This window comes from Microbacterium sp. 01T413_2 (genome assembly GCF_056398985.1).
The window spans coordinates 15,745-30,928 of sequence record NZ_JBFTQL010000032.1 but is presented as its reverse complement, the minus strand read 5'-3'; the positions used below and the strand labels follow the sequence as shown (position 1 = coordinate 30,928).

General features: G+C 70.2%; 16 protein-coding genes and 1 tRNA gene. 12 read left to right on the top strand and 5 right to left on the bottom strand.

The window, feature by feature from the left end:
* Positions 1-9: 9 nt before the first annotated feature.
* Positions 10-594, bottom strand: a complete 585-nt coding sequence (locus tag AC1DMN_RS15365) for a histidine phosphatase family protein (protein ID WP_440731709.1) — start codon at positions 592-594, stop codon at positions 10-12.
* Entirely contained in the window at positions 591-1,427 is an 837-nt protein-coding gene (locus AC1DMN_RS15360; protein WP_477229133.1) for a Sir2 family NAD-dependent protein deacetylase, read from the bottom strand. Before AC1DMN_RS15360 ends, AC1DMN_RS15365 begins: the two co-directional genes overlap by 4 nt.
* A 113-nt stretch (positions 1,428-1,540) precedes the next feature.
* On the opposite strand from AC1DMN_RS15360, the gene AC1DMN_RS15355 reads away from it, so the two are divergent.
* Entirely contained in the window at positions 1,541-2,356 is an 816-nt protein-coding gene (locus AC1DMN_RS15355; RefSeq protein WP_477384522.1) for a TrmH family RNA methyltransferase, read from the top strand.
* 51 nt (positions 2,357-2,407) lie between these two features.
* Here AC1DMN_RS15355 and AC1DMN_RS15350 read toward each other — a convergent pair whose 3' ends face one another.
* Positions 2,408-3,232, bottom strand: a complete 825-nt coding sequence (locus AC1DMN_RS15350) for an SGNH/GDSL hydrolase family protein (RefSeq protein ID WP_441975872.1) — start codon at positions 3,230-3,232, stop codon at positions 2,408-2,410.
* A 141-nt stretch (positions 3,233-3,373) separates the two neighbouring features.
* Between AC1DMN_RS15350 and AC1DMN_RS15345 the strand changes: the two genes are divergently transcribed.
* The 3 genes from AC1DMN_RS15345 to AC1DMN_RS15335 all read left to right on the top strand — a co-directional run bounded on the left by AC1DMN_RS15345 (position 3,374) and on the right by AC1DMN_RS15335 (position 6,780).
* Positions 3,374-5,116, top strand: coding sequence for a DEAD/DEAH box helicase (locus AC1DMN_RS15345; protein ID WP_477229131.1), 1,743 nt, complete (start codon positions 3,374-3,376; stop codon positions 5,114-5,116).
* Between the two features lie 162 nt (positions 5,117-5,278).
* The gene (locus AC1DMN_RS15340; protein WP_477229130.1) at positions 5,279-6,388 is read left to right on the top strand and encodes a VIT1/CCC1 transporter family protein; all 1,110 of its coding nucleotides are present in this window, start codon (positions 5,279-5,281) and stop codon (positions 6,386-6,388) included.
* Positions 6,389-6,504: 116 nt separating this feature from the next.
* Positions 6,505-6,780 carry a hypothetical protein gene (locus tag AC1DMN_RS15335; protein WP_477229129.1) on the top strand — a complete coding sequence of 92 codons (276 nt, stop codon included), beginning with the start codon at positions 6,505-6,507 and terminating at the stop codon, positions 6,778-6,780.
* A gap of 62 nt (positions 6,781-6,842) precedes the next feature.
* On the opposite strand, the gene AC1DMN_RS15330 is transcribed toward AC1DMN_RS15335, so the two are convergent.
* A tRNA-Leu gene (locus tag AC1DMN_RS15330) sits at positions 6,843-6,927 on the bottom strand.
* 109 nt (positions 6,928-7,036) lie between these two features.
* Here AC1DMN_RS15330 and AC1DMN_RS15325 point away from each other — a divergent pair.
* Positions 7,037-8,338 carry a M20/M25/M40 family metallo-hydrolase gene (locus tag AC1DMN_RS15325; RefSeq protein ID WP_441975875.1) on the top strand — a complete coding sequence of 434 codons (1,302 nt, stop codon included), beginning with the start codon at positions 7,037-7,039 and terminating at the stop codon, positions 8,336-8,338.
* 65 nt (positions 8,339-8,403) lie between these two features.
* Positions 8,404-9,228, top strand: a complete 825-nt coding sequence (locus tag AC1DMN_RS15320; RefSeq protein ID WP_477229128.1) for an undecaprenyl-diphosphate phosphatase — start codon at positions 8,404-8,406, stop codon at positions 9,226-9,228.
* A gap of 55 nt (positions 9,229-9,283) precedes the next feature.
* Here the strand turns inward: AC1DMN_RS15320 and AC1DMN_RS15315 are convergent, their stop codons facing one another.
* Entirely contained in the window at positions 9,284-10,135 is an 852-nt protein-coding gene (locus AC1DMN_RS15315) for a PAC2 family protein (protein WP_477229127.1), read from the bottom strand.
* 92 nt (positions 10,136-10,227) lie between these two features.
* Here AC1DMN_RS15315 and AC1DMN_RS15310 point away from each other — a divergent pair, with 92 nt between their 5' ends.
* The 6 genes from AC1DMN_RS15310 to tatA are packed head-to-tail and all read left to right on the top strand — an operon-like array spanning position 10,228 to position 15,156.
* The gene (locus AC1DMN_RS15310; protein ID WP_441975878.1) at positions 10,228-10,914 is read left to right on the top strand and encodes an HAD family hydrolase; all 687 of its coding nucleotides are present in this window, start codon (positions 10,228-10,230) and stop codon (positions 10,912-10,914) included.
* Positions 10,911-11,942 (top strand): tRNA (adenine-N1)-methyltransferase, encoded by a 1,032-nt coding sequence (locus tag AC1DMN_RS15305; RefSeq protein ID WP_477229126.1) that lies wholly within the window; start codon positions 10,911-10,913, stop codon positions 11,940-11,942. Before AC1DMN_RS15310 ends, AC1DMN_RS15305 begins: the two co-directional genes overlap by 4 nt.
* A 10-nt stretch (positions 11,943-11,952) precedes the next feature.
* Positions 11,953-12,861, top strand: a complete 909-nt coding sequence (locus AC1DMN_RS15300; protein WP_440731720.1) for an FKBP-type peptidyl-prolyl cis-trans isomerase — start codon at positions 11,953-11,955, stop codon at positions 12,859-12,861.
* Positions 12,862-13,848, top strand: a complete 987-nt coding sequence (locus tag AC1DMN_RS15295; protein WP_477229125.1) for a helix-turn-helix transcriptional regulator — start codon at positions 12,862-12,864, stop codon at positions 13,846-13,848.
* Entirely contained in the window at positions 13,845-14,834 is a 990-nt protein-coding gene (locus AC1DMN_RS15290; RefSeq protein WP_440731722.1) for a helix-turn-helix transcriptional regulator, read from the top strand. Before AC1DMN_RS15295 ends, AC1DMN_RS15290 begins: the two co-directional genes overlap by 4 nt.
* A 37-nt stretch (positions 14,835-14,871) precedes the next feature.
* Entirely contained in the window at positions 14,872-15,156 is a 285-nt protein-coding gene (tatA, locus tag AC1DMN_RS15285; RefSeq protein ID WP_440731723.1) for a Sec-independent protein translocase subunit TatA, read from the top strand.
* The last annotated feature ends 28 nt before the right edge of the window (positions 15,157-15,184 follow it).

The following is a 15,184-nucleotide window of genomic DNA, read 5'->3' as shown; positions in this document are numbered from 1 at the left end:
GATCGACGTTCAGACGGTGGCCGTGTCGAGCAGCCGCAACCCGCCGCCGTCCATTGCGAAGCGGTGCACGGAGGCGTTCCCCAGTCGTTCGCCGGGCGCAGGGAGCGTGCCACCCGAGGCATGCTCGAGCAGGGCCCGGATCACGCCGCCGTGGGTGCACACCAGCACCGACTCGACTCGTGGTGCCGAGCGGCGCCGCGCCGCCAGATCGATCCGGGCGAGCGATGCGAGTGCGCGCTCCGTCAGCTGCTGTGCAGTCTCGGCACCGGGCACCTCGTCGCGACGCGCTCCGAACCGCTCCCGGTACTGGTCCCAGAGCAGGCCCTCCGCCTCACCGAACTCGTGCTCGCGCATTCCCACGGTGATCAGCGGCGCCGGGAGCCCGAGCTCGTGGGCGATGATCTCCGCGGTCTCTCGCGCCCGGCCGAGCGGGCTCGCATAGATGTGATCGAAAGAGGCGCCGGCGAGTCGCGCGGCGGCGGCTCGCGCCTGGGCGCGCCCGGTGTCGTTCAGAGGGATGTCGGTGGATCCCTGGATCCGGCCCTCGAGGTTCCAGTCCGTCTCGCCGTGTCGGATCAGGGTGATGAGGGTCATGAGAGCAGCTCCTGAAGGGCCGGGAGGACGACGCTCGTGGACGCCGCGATGGTCGCGGAGGCCCAGGCGTCGGCCCGGGTGGGCTCGAGATTGACGATGACGATGGGAAGACTGCGGCGGCGGGCGCGCTCGATGATGCGGATCCCGGAGTTCACGACCAGCGAGGATCCGGCGACGATCAGCGCGTCGCCCGAGCGCAGCAGCGCCTCTGCAGTGGCGAACCGCTGGGCTGGGATGAACTCGCCGAACAAGACGACGTCGGGCTTCAGCGGCCCTGCGCAGACCGTGCAGATCGGCAGGACGAAGCCCTCGGTGGTCTCGGGGCGGACGTCGCCGTCGGGCCCGAGCAGCACCTCGTCCGGAACGTCGAGCCAGGCGTTGCGCGCCTCGATCTGCGCTGCCACGGCGTCGCGGGAGAAGCTCTGCCCGCAGTGCAGGCAGAGCACCGCGCGCATGGTGCCGTGCAGCTCGACGACGCGCGCGGATCCGGCGGCGAGGTGGAGGCCGTCCACGTTCTGCGTGATGACGCCGGCCGCGCGGTCGGCCTTCTCGAGCCCGGCGATGGCACGGTGGCCGGGATTCGCCGCGGCGGTGCCGAACGAGCGCCAGCCGAGATGTCCGCCCAGCCAGTACCGGCGCTGCGCGTCCTGGGAACCGAGGAAAGTCTGCACAGTCATGGGCGCACGCCGCGGTGTCGATCCGGCTCCGCGGTATGCGGGGATGCCCGAGTCGGTGGAGAGCCCGGCCCCTGTGAGGAAGGCGATGCGACGGCCGGCGAGCAGTTCCGCGACGGGCTCGAGCTGCGCGTGCAACGACGACATGCTGCTGTTCATCCGGCCTCCCCGCTCGAGTCTACGGGCGCGATCATGGACGCCCGCCGCGTCGCCAGTGCGTCCCTGGGCGGCTGCGGACGTCATCCGTCCGAGCGACCTGCAAGAGTGGGTCCGTGCCCGAGACCCGCATCGACGACCCCGCAGATCCTCGCCTGGACGACTACCGCGGGCTCACCGACACCGCGCTGCGCATTCGCGGCGATGTCGACAACGGTCTGTACATCGCCGAATCGCTCAAGGTCATCGAGCGCGCCGTGCGCGCGGGACACCGCCCTCGCTCCATCCTGACGCAGGAGCGCTGGTTGCGCGGCCTTCGCTCGCTCTTCAGCGGCGACGCCGAAGTCGAGGTCTACATCTGCCCGGACACGGTGGTCGAGGCGGTGGCCGGGTACCCGGTGCACCGCGGGGCGCTGGCGGCCATGCACCGGCCCGCGCTCCCGGCCCTCGCCGATGTCGTGCGCGGAGCCCGCACGATCCTGGTGCTGGAGGATCTCATCGAACATCAGAACGTCGGATCCGCCTTCCGCGCGGCCGCGGCGCTCGGCGCCGACGCGGTGCTGGTCTCCGCGCGCTGCGCCGATCCGCTGTACCGCCGCAGTGTGAAGGTCAGCACGGGCACGGTGTTCCAGGTGCCGTGGACGCGTTTCGATGGCTGGGATGAACTGGCGCCGATCCTGCGGAGCGAGGGGATCCGGCTCGCCGCGCTCGCGCTCCGGGACGACGCCGAGACACTCGAGGCCKACGCCGCGCAGCGCCCGGAACGCGTGGCTCTGGCATTCGGATCCGAGGGGCCCGGCCTGACCGCCCAGGCGCTGGAGGTCGCGGACTCGGTGGTGACGATCCCCATGTCGGGCGGGGTGGACTCGCTCAACGTGGCCTCCGCTGCGGCCGTCGCGCTCTGGGCACTGCAGCACGCGCCGCGCGACTGAACGGCCGCTCGCGTCGCGCGCACGCGGCCGGCTCATGCCATGTGGGACGACTCACTCGTCGTGCGGCAGCACCACCGGCATCGGCTCGGGGCGCTTGGCCTCGATGCTGTCCCCGGACGACTGGTGGCGCAGACGCCGCAGCACCCACGGCACCAGGTGCGTGCGCGCCCAGACCAGGTCCTCATTGCGTGCCTCGCGCCACGTGCGTGTGGGGAACGGGTCGGCGACCATCTCCTGCAGATCGCTGGGCACGTTCAAGGCGCGCAGCACCATGCGGGCGACCTCGTGGTGGCCGAGCGGGTTCATGTGCAGCCGGTCGTCGGCGAAGAAGCGCGGATCCTGGATGGACTTCAGACCCCACTGATCGGCGACGATGCAGTCGTGCCGTTCCGCGATCGCCCGCACGTTCTCGTTGTAGATCGCGACCTTGCCGCGAAACGGGCGGAACACCGGGGTGAAGTTCGTGTCGATGCCGGTGAACAGCACGATCGCGGCGCCGGTGCGATCCAGACGCGTGACCATGTCGTCCAGCAGCGCCGCGATCTCGTCGGGATCCGTGCCGGGACGGATGACGTCGTTGCCTCCGGCGCACACTGTGATCAGGTCGGGGTTCAGTGCGATCGCCGGGGCGATCTGCTCGTCGCTGATCTGCCCGATGAGCTTGCCGCGCACGGCCAGGTTGGCGTACGCGAAGTCCTCGCTCTGCGCCCCGAGCACCTCGGCCACGCGATCGGCCCAGCCTCGATGGCCTCCGGGGACGGCCGGATCGGGGTCTCCGATGCCCTCGGTGAACGAGTCGCCGATCGCCACGTAGCGGTGCCACGGATGCGGCGTCTCGTTGGGGATGTACGGGGTGCGCGGTTCGTGACCGGACATGATCGTCTCCTCCTCGCGGGCGCCTGCGCGGCGCGGCACAGCATCCGAGACTACCCGCGCGCGACGGCATCGGGGCGGACACCGCGGGCGAGGTTYGCTCATGGTCCGGGATGTCTCCGGCCTCGTCTATCGTGGAATCCCATGCTCTCCCCGTCCTTCCCTCAGCGCGCCCCTTGGGGTACCGCCGACAGGCTGAGGGCGTGGCAGCGCGAGGCCCTTGAGGAGTACTTCCGCGTTCCCGAGCGCCGGGACTTCCTCGTCGCCGCGACACCGGGCGCCGGCAAGACCACGTTCGCGCTCACGCTCGCCGTCGAACTGCTGCGCACGAACGAGATCGACCGCGTGATCGTGGTCGCGCCCACGGAGCACCTCAAGACGCAGTGGGCGGACGCCGCCGCGCGCGTGCACATCCGGCTGGATCCGCGTTTCCGCAACAGCCAYTGGGCGCCCTCCCGGCAGTACCACGGCGTCGTCGTGACSTAYGCGCAGGTCGCRGCGAAGTCGTCGGTGCACAAGCACCTCACGGAGGATGCGCGCACGCTCGTCATCCTCGACGAGGTGCATCACGGCGGCGACGCGCTCAGCTGGGGCGACGCCATCCGCGACGCCTACGGACCGGCGAAGCGACGCCTGCTCCTGAGCGGCACTCCGTTCCGCAGCGACACCGCGCCGATCCCGTTCGTCGAGTACCTCCCCGACGAGTCGGGTGCGCGGATCTCCAGCACCGACTACGCGTACGGGTATGGGCGAGCGCTGCAGGACGGCGTGGTGCGTCCCGTGCTGTTCCACATGTACGCGGGCAAGATGCGCTGGCGCACGAGCGCGGGCGACGAGCTCGAGGCGCACCTCGGTCAGGACAACACCAAGGACGTCACCTCCCAGGCCTGGCGTACGGCGCTGGACCCGGAGGGGGAGTGGATGCCTGCCGTGCTCTCGGCCGCCGACCGCCGGCTCACCGAGATCCGCCATCACGTCCCCGACGCGGGCGGTCTTGTACTGGCGACCGATCAGACCGTCGCCCGCGCGTACGCAAAGATCCTGCACTCGCTGACAGGGCAGCGCCCCACCGTGGTCCTGAGCGACGATGCGACCGCGTCGGAGCGGATCGAGAAGTTCAGCGCGTCGGGCGACCGCTGGATGGTCGCGGTGCGCATGGTGTCCGAAGGCGTCGACGTGCCCCGGCTCGCCGTCGGCGTCTACGCCACGTCGTCATCGACCCCGCTGTTCTTCGCGCAGGCGATCGGCCGCTTCGTGCGCGCCCGCCGTCGCGGCGAGGCCGCGAGCGTGTTCCTGCCCAACGTCCCCGTCCTCATGAAGCTCGCGAACGAGCTCGAGAGGCAGCGGGACCACGCGCTGGACAGGCAGTCGAAGGACGACGACGGCCTCGAGGACTCGCTGCTGGAGAGCGCGAACCGCGAGGACGAAGCCTCCGACGCACTCACCCAGGAGTTCAGCTATCAGGCGATCTCCTCGCTCGCGCACTTCGACCGCGTCGTCTTCGACGGCAAGGAGTTCGGCCAGCTCGCCGAGCCCGGCACGCCCGAGGAGGAGGAGTTCATCGGGATCCCCGGTCTGCTCGAGCCCGAGCACGTGCACGAATTGCTCATGCAGCGTCAGTCCCGGCAGTCGCGGTTGCGGGAAGCGCGCGAGGCCGTCACTCCCGCACCGACCACGACGCTGCCGGAGCCGCTGCATCGCACACTGCGTGAACAGAGGCAGCTGCTGAACAGCCTCGTCGGCGTCTATGCGCGCCAGACCGGCGATCCGCACGGTGCCGTGCACGCCGAGCTGCGCCGGCTGTGCGGCGGTCCCGCGGTCGCGCAGGCCACCGTGACCCAGCTGCAGTCTCGGATCGATCTGCTCCGGCGCCGCGTGCGCTCCTGAGCCGGCCGGCCGCTGAACCGTCCGGAAGGACGCGCCCGGAATCGGCCCCTGAGCCTGTCGAAGGGTTCGGATCCCCGAAATGCTGTCAATCCCCGTCCTGGCGCGGAATCCGCGGCTTCGGATCGATAGCGTGGAGCGGTTGCCCGACTCGTGAAGGACCTCATGAACAGCCCCGCCACTGCCCCTGCCGAGCCCACTGCGGCCGATCGCCGCCGCTGGGCGCGCTATCTCGTGGAGGAGCGCGCGGAGGCGCACGTCTATCAGCAGCTCGCTCAGCGTCGCGACGGCGAGGAGCGCGAGATCCTGCTCGAACTGGCCGCGGCCGAGGGACGCCACGAGGCGCACTGGCTCGAGCTGCTGGGCGGGGAGCCGCAACGTCTGCCGCGCCCCGGCCTGCGCGCCCGCATCCTCGGCTGGATGGCAGGCCGCTTCGGATCGATCTTCGTGCTGGCCCTCGCGCAGAGTGCCGAGGCGCGATCTCCGTACGACTCCGAGGTGTACGCCACTCCGGCGATGCGCGCCGACGAGAAGGTGCACTTCGAGGTGGTCCGCGGTCTCGCCGCACGCGGCCGGCGCCAGCTCTCCGGTTCGTTCCGGGCCGCGGTGTTCGGTGCGAACGATGGCCTGGTGAGCAACCTCGCGCTCGTGCTCGGCATCGGCGCCACGGGCGTGAGCAGCGGATTCGTGCTGTTCAGCGGCTTCGCGGGCCTGCTCGCCGGAGCACTCTCGATGGGCGCGGGCGAGTTCGTGTCCGTGCGCTCGCAGCGCGAACTGCTGGAGGCGACGGAGGAGAACGGGCACGGGGACGCCACCGCGAGCGACCTCGACCTCGATGAGAACGAGCTCGCCCTGGTGTACCGCGCCAGAGGCATGGACGCCGACGAGTCGCTGCAGCGCGCCCGCCGGGTCGTGAGCGCGGCCAAGGCGGGCATGGCGCAGCGCGCCACCGGGCCGTTGCGCGTGCCGACCGGCGACGGCGACGAGCATGAGATCATCGGCAACGCCTGGCCTGCTGCGATCTCGAGCTTCCTATTGTTCGCCTCCGGTGCGATCGTGCCGGTGCTGCCCTGGATCTTCGGCATGCAGCGCACTCCCGCGGTGCTCGTGGCCCTCGCCCTGGTCGGCGTCGCTCTGCTCGGCACCGGCGCGACCGTGGGTGTTCTGTCCGGCGGCCCGCCCCTGCGTCGCGGCCTGCGCCAGCTGGCGATCGGCTTCGGCGCGGCCGCGGTCACCTACGTGCTGGGTCTGCTCTTCAACGTCAGCATGGGCTGAACCCTCCGCGACGCGGCCGGCTGCGTATCGTCCGCCCGCTACGGCGCCCTGTTGTCAACCCGCTGGTCATGCTGCGTCTGCGCGCGCATCCTGGGCGCAGACGAAAGGAGCATGCGATGAGTGACCAGGGCAACTCGCACGACGAGTCGAACGCCGAACGTGAGGGTGTGCAGGACCAGACGCCGAGCCGCACCTCCCAGGAATCGGATGCAGGCGATCGATCCGATGAACCGACCGCCGCGGAGATGCGCAAGCCGAGCACGGAGAAGGACGTCGACGAAGAGCCGAAGGCGCCGAACGACGAGCACGATGAACCGGAGCCGAGCCATCGCGCCACAGGAATAGGCGTCATCGCGTCCGAACGGCCCGATCCCGGCGAGGCTCCGCTCTGACCGCCGATCCGCAGACGAAGAAGGCCCCGGATCCTTTCGGACCCGGGGCCTTCCTACCAGCGTGCGCGAGGGGGGACTTGAACCCCCACGCCCTATTCGGGCACTAGCACCTCAAGCTAGCGCGTCTACCTATTCCGCCACCCGCGCTGGTGTTTTCGGCTGTTCCCAACCGAAGATCGAGATTAGCACGATCCGGGGGGCTGCTCGAACCAGGGTGCGCGTCGGGCGCGTCGCGCGGGTTCGATAGCCTGGTGCCATGCCCCAGCCGGATGCCGAACTTCCCGAGGTCGCGCGGATCGCCGCAGAGCTCATCCGYTTCGACACMTCCAACTTCGGCGGTGGCGACGCGAAGGGCGAACGCGAGGCTGCGGAGTACGTCGGGGCGTACCTGGAGTCGCTCGGCCTGCAGCCGGAGTACTACGAGCCCATCCCGCGGCGCACCAACGTCATGGCGCGGGTGGAGGGTCGGAACCGGGACAAGCCGGCGCTCGTCGTGCACGGACATCTCGACGTCGTGCCGGCGATGGCCGGCGACTGGAGTGTGGATCCGTTCGCCGGCGTCGTGCGGGACGGCATGCTCTGGGGACGCGGCGCCGTCGACATGAAGAACATGAACGCCATGATCCTGACGTCGGTGGCTGAGATCCTGCGGGCGGGGGAGCAGCCCGAGCGTGACCTCATCCTGGCGTTCTTCGCCGATGAGGAGAACGGCGGCGTCGAAGGCTCTGCCCTCGTGGTGCAGAACCGTCCGGAATGGTTCGCCGGTGCGACCGAAGCGATCAGCGAGGTCGGCGGATACTCGATCCCCGTCGGTGACCAGCGCGCCTACCTGCTGCAGGTCGGSGAGAAGGCGCTGATGTGGATCCGCCTCATCGCGAAGGGCAGGGCCGGGCACGGCAGCCGCTTCCACCCCGACAACGCCGTGACGAAGCTCGCCGAGGCCGTGGCCACGATCGGACGTACGGCGTGGCCGATCCAGCTCACCGACACGACCCGCGAATTCCTCGATCGCATGAGCGCCCTGACCGGCGTTCCTGTGGACGATCCCGATGCCCTCGCCGCGACGGCGGGCCCCGCGGAGGCGTTCCTGCGCTCCACACTGCGCACGACCACGAACCCCACGGTGCTGCAGGCCGGCTACAAGCACAACGTGATCCCCGAGCGCGCCGAGGCGCTCGTCGATGTGCGAGTGATCCCGGGGCAGGAGGAAGACGTGCTCGCGCAGCTGCGTGCGCTCGTCGGCGACGACATCGAGCTGGAGATGGTCGTGCAGGACATCGGCATGGAGACCCCGTTCGCCGGTCCACTCGTCGATGCCATGGTGGCGGCGCTCGAGCGGCACGATCCGGGTGTCCCGGTCATCCCGTACCTGCTCGGCGCCGGCACCGACAACAAGGCGCTCGCCTTCCTCGGCATCACGGGCTACGGCTTCGCGCCGCTCAGGCTGCCGGCCGACCTGGACTTCACCGGCATGTTCCACGGCGTGGACGAGCGGGTGCCGATCGACTCCCTCGTCTTCGGGCAGCGCGTTCTGACCGACCTCTTGCGCACCTACTGACCGCCGCTGCGGATCACGACCACACACCGACCCGCGCGAGCCTGCGCACGACGCGAAAGCGATCCATGCACCTTCTCGAAGCCATCTTCCTGGGGATCGTGCAGGGACTCACCGAGTTCCTGCCGATCTCCTCCAGCGCACATCTGCGGATCGTCGGCGCCTTCCTGCCGAGCGCGCAGGATCCCGGTGCGGCGTTCACCGCGATCACGCAGATCGGCACCGAGGCGGCGGTCGTGGTGTTCTTCTGGCGCGACATCGTGCGCATCGTCGGGCGCTGGTGGTCGGCGCTGATCGGCCGCATTCCGCGCAACGACCCTGACGCCCGGATGGGCTGGCTGATCATCATCGGCAGCATTCCGATCGTGGTGCTCGGGCTGGTGTTCAAGGACCAGATCGAGACCGTKTTCCGCTCGCTGTGGCTCGTCGCCATCATGCTGATCGTCTTCGGCGTGCTGCTTGGTGTCGCCGACGCGATCGGCGCGCGGCGCCGCACCCTCAAGGACCTCACTCTCGGACACGGCATCGTGTACGGGCTCGCCCAGTCCCTCGCGCTGATCCCCGGGGTGTCCCGGTCCGGCGGCACGATCACGGCAGGGCTGCTGCTCGGCTACGAGCGCGAGGCAGCCGCGCGCTACGCGTTCCTGCTCGCGATCCCCGCCGTGTTCGGATCCGGCGTCTACCAGGCGGTGAAGAGCATCGGCGAGCCTAGCGTGTTCTCCGCCGGCGAGACGCTCGCCGCGACGGGCATCGCCTTCGTCGTGGGCCTGGGCGTGATCGCGTTCTTCATGCGCTGGATCTCCCAGCGCAGCTTCCTGCCGTTCGTGGTCTACCGGATCCTGCTCGGCATCGTGCTCATCGTCCTGCTCTCGCTCGGCGTGATCAAGCCCTGAACGGCCACAGGATCGCTCCCTGAGCCCGTCGACGCGGCCAGGCGGGTGCGGCTCGTCAGCGCTTGTGCTCGCCCGGGCCCTCGCCGTTGCGGCGGAAGAACCGCTCGAAGGCCTGCGCGATGGCCTCGCCGGAAGCGTCGGGCGACTCCCAGGTGTCGCGCTTCGTCTCGAGCTGCGCGATGTAGGCGGCCATCTCCTCGTCCTCCGCGGCGGCCGCATCGATCGTCGCCTCCCACATGGCGGCCTCGGTGGACAGCGATCCCCGGGGCACATCGACCCCGGTCACCTCGTGCAGCCGGTCCAGCAGCGCCAGCGTGGCCTTCGGGGACGAACCGCCGGTCTGCACGTAATGCGGCACGTTGGCCCACAGCGACAGGGCGGGGATCCCGGCCTGCTCCGCGGCGTGCTCGAGCGCTGAGAGGATGCCGATCGGGCCCTCATAGGTCGAGCGCTCGATCCCGAGCGCCTCGCGGACCTCGGCGTTCTCGCTCGACGCGAAGATCGAGATCGGCCTCGTGTGCGGCACGTCGGAGAGCATCGCGCCGAGGGTCACGAATCCGGTGACGTCCTCGCTCAGCGCCGCGTCGATGAACTCCGCGCTGAACGCCTGCCACGCGCGGGCGGGTTCGGTGCCCGTGAGCAGCCAGAGTCGCGGCTCCGCACCGTCCGCGCTCCCGGTGGGCCGTAGCATCCGCGCCGAGGGCCAGCGCAGGCTGCGGTTGCCCTCCTGGTCGCGTTCCAGCGTCGGGCGGGCCCACTGGTAGTCGAAGTACAGCTCCGGATCCGCCGCGTGCACGACGTCATAACCGCCGTCGTCGATCTGCTCGGCGGCGGCCGACGCGGCCTCGCCGGCGTCGTTCCAGCCGTCGAAGGCGGCGACGACGATCCGGGTTCCGAGTACCTGCACGGTGTTCCTTCCTGCGGCGACCTGCGCCGCGTGTTCCGTCCAGGCTAGTCCCCGCCACCATCGGCGGCGCGGCCCGCCGGTACGATGGGGGAGTGAATCAGCACCCTCGCGCGGTCCTCTGGGACATGGACGGAACCCTTGTCGACACCGAACCGTACTGGATGGACGCCGAGACCGATCTCATCGAGTCCTTCGGCGGCACCTGGACGCATGAGCAGGCGCTGCAGCTGGTCGGCAACGGCCTGATCGACAGCGCGATCATCCTCCAGGGCGCCGGGGTGAAGATGGGCGCTCAGGAGATCGTCGACGAACTCACCGAGCGTGTGCGCGTGCGCCTGCAGCAGGACGGCGTGCCCTTCCGGCCGGGCGCACGCGAGCTGCTGCGCGAGCTGCGCGCGGCGGGCATCCCGACGGCGCTCGTCACCATGTCGCTGCGGAGGATGGCCGAGGACATCGTCTCGCTCATCGGCTTCGATGCCTTCGATGTGATCGTGGGCGGTGACGACGTCGAGCGGCCCAAGCCCTTCCCCGACCCGTATCTGCGGGCCGCCGACGCGCTCGGCGTCGACATCGCCGACACGGTGGCGCTCGAGGACTCGCCGACCGGCCTGCAGGCGGCGCTGTCCGCCCGTGCGGTGGCGATCGGCATCCCGCACATCGTCGAGCTGGACGGACTCGGGGCCGACGCGATCTGGGAGTCGCTCGCAGGCCGCAGTGTCGACGATCTCCTCGCCGAGTTCACTCGCGTCCGCTCGCTCCGTGCGGAGGCCGCGCTGTGACCGCGCAGCGGCCGAGCGGGCCGTTCCGCGAGGGCGACCGCGTGCAGCTGACCGGTCCCAAGGGGCGGATGCACACGATCACGCTGCGCGCGGACGGGGAGCTGCACACCCACCACGGCGTACTACGGCACCGCGACCTGATCGGCCTTCCCGACGGATCGGTCGTGGAGAACAGCTCCGGCAACGAATACCTGGCGCTGCGCCCGCTGCTGCGGGACTTCGTGATGTCGATGCCACGCGGTGCCGCGATCGTGTACCCGAAGGACGCTGCGCAGATCGTCACCCAGGCGGACATCTTCCCCGGCGCGACCGTGGTCGAGGCCGGTGTCGGGTCCGGAGCGCTCTCGCTCTCGCTTCTGCGTGCCATCGGGCCGACGGGGCGACTGGTCTCATTCGAGCGCCGGGACGACTTCGCCGAGGTGGCGAGCGCCAACGTCGAGACCTTCCTGGGTGAGCTCCCGGACTCCTGGCGGATCGTCGTGGGCGACCTTCAGCAGGAGCTCGGCGCCGTGTTCGAGCCGGGCACGGTCGACCGCGTGGTGCTCGACATGCTTGCGCCGTGGGAGTGCATCGATGCCGTCGCCGAGGCTCTTGCTCCCGGCGGAGTGGTGCTCTGCTACATCGCCACGGCGACGCAGCTCTCCCGCGTCGCGGAGTACGTGCGCGGCACGGGTCTGTTCACAGAGCCCGAGTCCTCGGAGACCATGGTCCGCGGCTGGCATGTCGAGGGCCTGGCGGTGCGACCCGATCACCGCATGGTCGCGCACACGGGCTTCCTCATCACCGCACGTCGTCTCGCCCCCGGCGCCATCCCGCCCGACGTGAAGCGCCGCGCCGCCAAGAAGCCCAGCTACGGCGATGAGGATGTGGAGGCATGGACCCCCGGCGCCGTCGGCGATCGCGAGATCACCGACAAGAACCTGCGCAAGCGCGTCCGCGAGGCGCAGCGGGCCGCCGGCGGCGCCCGCCTCGCCGCATCGCGCGACGCGGATGCCGAACGGGCCGAGGCGGGCGATCCGTCCGCATAGACTGGAGCGCGTGCGTAAGACTGCCGCTGCTCTGATCACCCTCGGCCTCGCCGCCCTCGCGCTGGCCGGCTGCTCCGCAGGCCCCTCGTTCGCCGGGAAGGCCTGCCCGACGCAGCCGAGTTCGTCCGGGCTCACCGACTCCGTGACGGTGAAGGGCGACTTCGGCGCCGAGCCGACCGTCACCATCGCGTCGCCCACCAAGGTGCAGAAGGCGAGCGTCGACGATCTCATCGTCGGCACCGGCACTCCGATCACGGCGAAGAACCAGCCGATCGTCGTCGACATCGCGCTGTACGACGCGCGGACCGGGCAGAAGATCGGCGCGACCGGTTTCGACAAGACGACGGCCGCTTCGGACGTGAACACCCTGGCATCACAGGCCAAGCCGCTCGGCGACGCGCTGCAGTGCGCCACCGCCGGATCGCGGCTGCTGGTAGGTTTCCCCGCCGGGACCGCGGCCGAGGGGGCCGCGGTCGCGGTGCTCGACGTGCGCACGGTGTTCCTGCCGCACGCGGAGGGCTCGCTGCAGTACAACGACGCGCTGGGCCTGCCCACCGTCGTGCGCGCCCCGGACGGGCGCCCCGGCATCATCGTCCCGGACGCGAAGAAGCCCGCCAAGCAGGTGGTGCAGACACTCATCCGCGGCGAGGGCCAGAAGGTGAAGAAGACCGACGGCGTCCGCGTGCAGTTCACCAGCGTGGACTGGGACACCCGCAAGGTGGTCAACAGCACGTGGGACTCCCAGTCCGCGGTGATCTCCGGTGCCGCGGGCATCGAGGGCCAGACCGTCGGATCGCAGGTCCTCCTGATCGTTCCGCCTGCGGATGCGAGCGCGGGTACCGGTGCCGACGGCAACGGCACGCAGGCGATCGTCGTCGACATCCTCGGCATCGACGACTCCGCCACGACGGGTCAGTAGATGGCGGAACGGATCCCCGCGGAGGAGCGTCTGACGAATCTCGTCGTGGCGCTCATGGCCACGGAGATCGGGCTGACCAAGCAGCAGATCCTCGCGTCCGTCTCGGGCTACCGCCAGCGGGCGGAGGGCAAGGCGGACGCCCTGGACAAGATGTTCGAGCGCGACAAGGAAGAGCTGCGCTCGCTCGGCATCCCGATCGAGACGCTGGGCGATCACGCCGATCCGAACGATCTGCGCGAAGCCCGCTATCGCATTCCGAAGGCGGAATACGATCTGCCCGTCGACATAGAGTTCACGCCGGCCGAGCTCGCCGTGCTGCGCCTGGCCGGCAGTGTCTGGAGTGAGGAGTCGCTGTCCGCCGACGCCCAGGCGGGGGTGCGCAAGATCCGCGCCCTGGGGATCGACGTGGACGAGCCGATCATCGGCTTCGCGCCGCGCATCACCGCGCGCGAGGCCGCCTTCGCCCCGTTGCAGGGTGCGATCGAACGCAGTGTCTCCGTCGCCTTCGATTACCTGAAGCCGGGGGAGCAGGCTCCCCGACGCCGCCGTGTGCAACCGCTCGCCCTCGTGGAATACGAGGCGCGCTGGCACGTGTTCGGTCGGGATGTGGATGCCGAAGGCGATCGCATGTTCCTCCTCACCCGCATCGTGGGCGACGTCACGGTCACGAACAACGCGTTCCCCGCCGAAATGCGCGAGGGCGCGGGGGAGCGGGCACTTGCGAGCCTCGGGGCCGTCGCCGCTGCGCACTCGGCCCTGCTGGAGGTCACGCCCGGAACGGAGGCGGCGCTCCGCCTCGGCCGGCGTGCCGAGCCGGCTGCGCAGGGCATCCGCGTGCGCTACGTCGATCTGCACATCTTCGCGGACGAGCTCGCCTCGTACGGGCCGGAGGTCCGCGTGGTGGAACCCGCCGTGCTCCGCGACGCGGTGATCGTGCGTCTGCGCGCGGCGGCCGCGGCGCATGCAGACGCGAAGGACGGGGAATGATGGCGCAGCGCAAGCCTCTGCTGAGCTCGGACCGCGTCCGCGCCTATCTCACGCTCGTTCCCTATCTGCTCGAACGCGGCGAGGTCTCGCTGGCCGAGGCAGCAGCCGAGTTCGACATGACCGAGGCGCAGATGCGCGCCATGGTCGAGAAGCTCACGGTGATCGGCCTGCCCGGAGACGAGGGCTATTGGCAGGCGCCGCAGGAGCTGTTCGACATCAACTGGGACCTGCTGGATGAGCAGGGGATCATCGAGATCACCAACGATGTCGGCCTGCGCCGCGTGCCGAAGTTCACCGCTCGCGAAGCCGCGGCCCTGGTCGCGGGCCTGCAGCTGGCCTCGGCAGTGCCGGGCGTCGCCGACTCCACTGTCGTGCAGGCGCTCATCGCGAAGCTGTCCAGGGGTGCCGCCGGCCTGCCGGCGGACGTCATCGTCGCACCGGGTCCGGTCGATGAAGTCCGCACCGTCGTCGCGACCGCCCTGAAAGAGCACGTCGCGGTGTCGTTCACGTACCGCGCGCCGGACGCGGCGCCCACGACCCGCACCGTGGACCCGGTGACGGTCCTGATCACGAACGGGCAGTGGTACTTGCAGGGCTGGTGCCATCTGCGCCGCGCGATGCGCACCTTCCACCTGGACCGCGTCAGCGAGCCGCGGCTCACCGACATCGCGATCACGCACGGCGACGAACCCGTGCCCGAGCTGTTCGCCGGGGACGGGGAGAGCGACGAGGCGGTGATCCGCTTCCCGGAGCGCCTCGCGCCGTTGCTGCGCGACTATCTGCGCCGCGCCGAGGCCGGCGTCCAGGACGATTCCATGACCGCTACGCTGCATGTGGGGGATCCGCTCAGCCTCAAGCGGCTGGCCGCTCGTTTCGGCGGCGCGGTGGAGATCCTCGAACCCGCATCGGCGCGTTGCGCCGCTCGGGAATGGGCCGTCGCAGCACTTGCGCTGTACTCCGAACAAACCAACCCGCAGTCACGGTAGACTGTGCGCAACACCCGATCCATCAAGGGAGATCATCATGTTCGCCGGACTCAACGGATGGCATCTGGTCATCATCCTCGCCGTCATCCTGCTGTTGTTCGGCGCGGCCAAGCTTCCCGCGCTCGCCAAGAGCATGGGCCAGTCTGCTCGCGTCTTCAAGGGTGAGATGAAGGCGATGAAGGACGAGGACGCAGCAGCTTCCGCGACGGACGCCGCCGCATCGACCCAGGCGCCCGCGACGACCGCTCTGCCGACCCCGGTGCAGAACGCGGCCGACACCACCGCCGTCAACCCGCCGCACGACGCCGGTACCCAGCGCTGACGGGCGTGACCGACGCGTCACCGGCGAC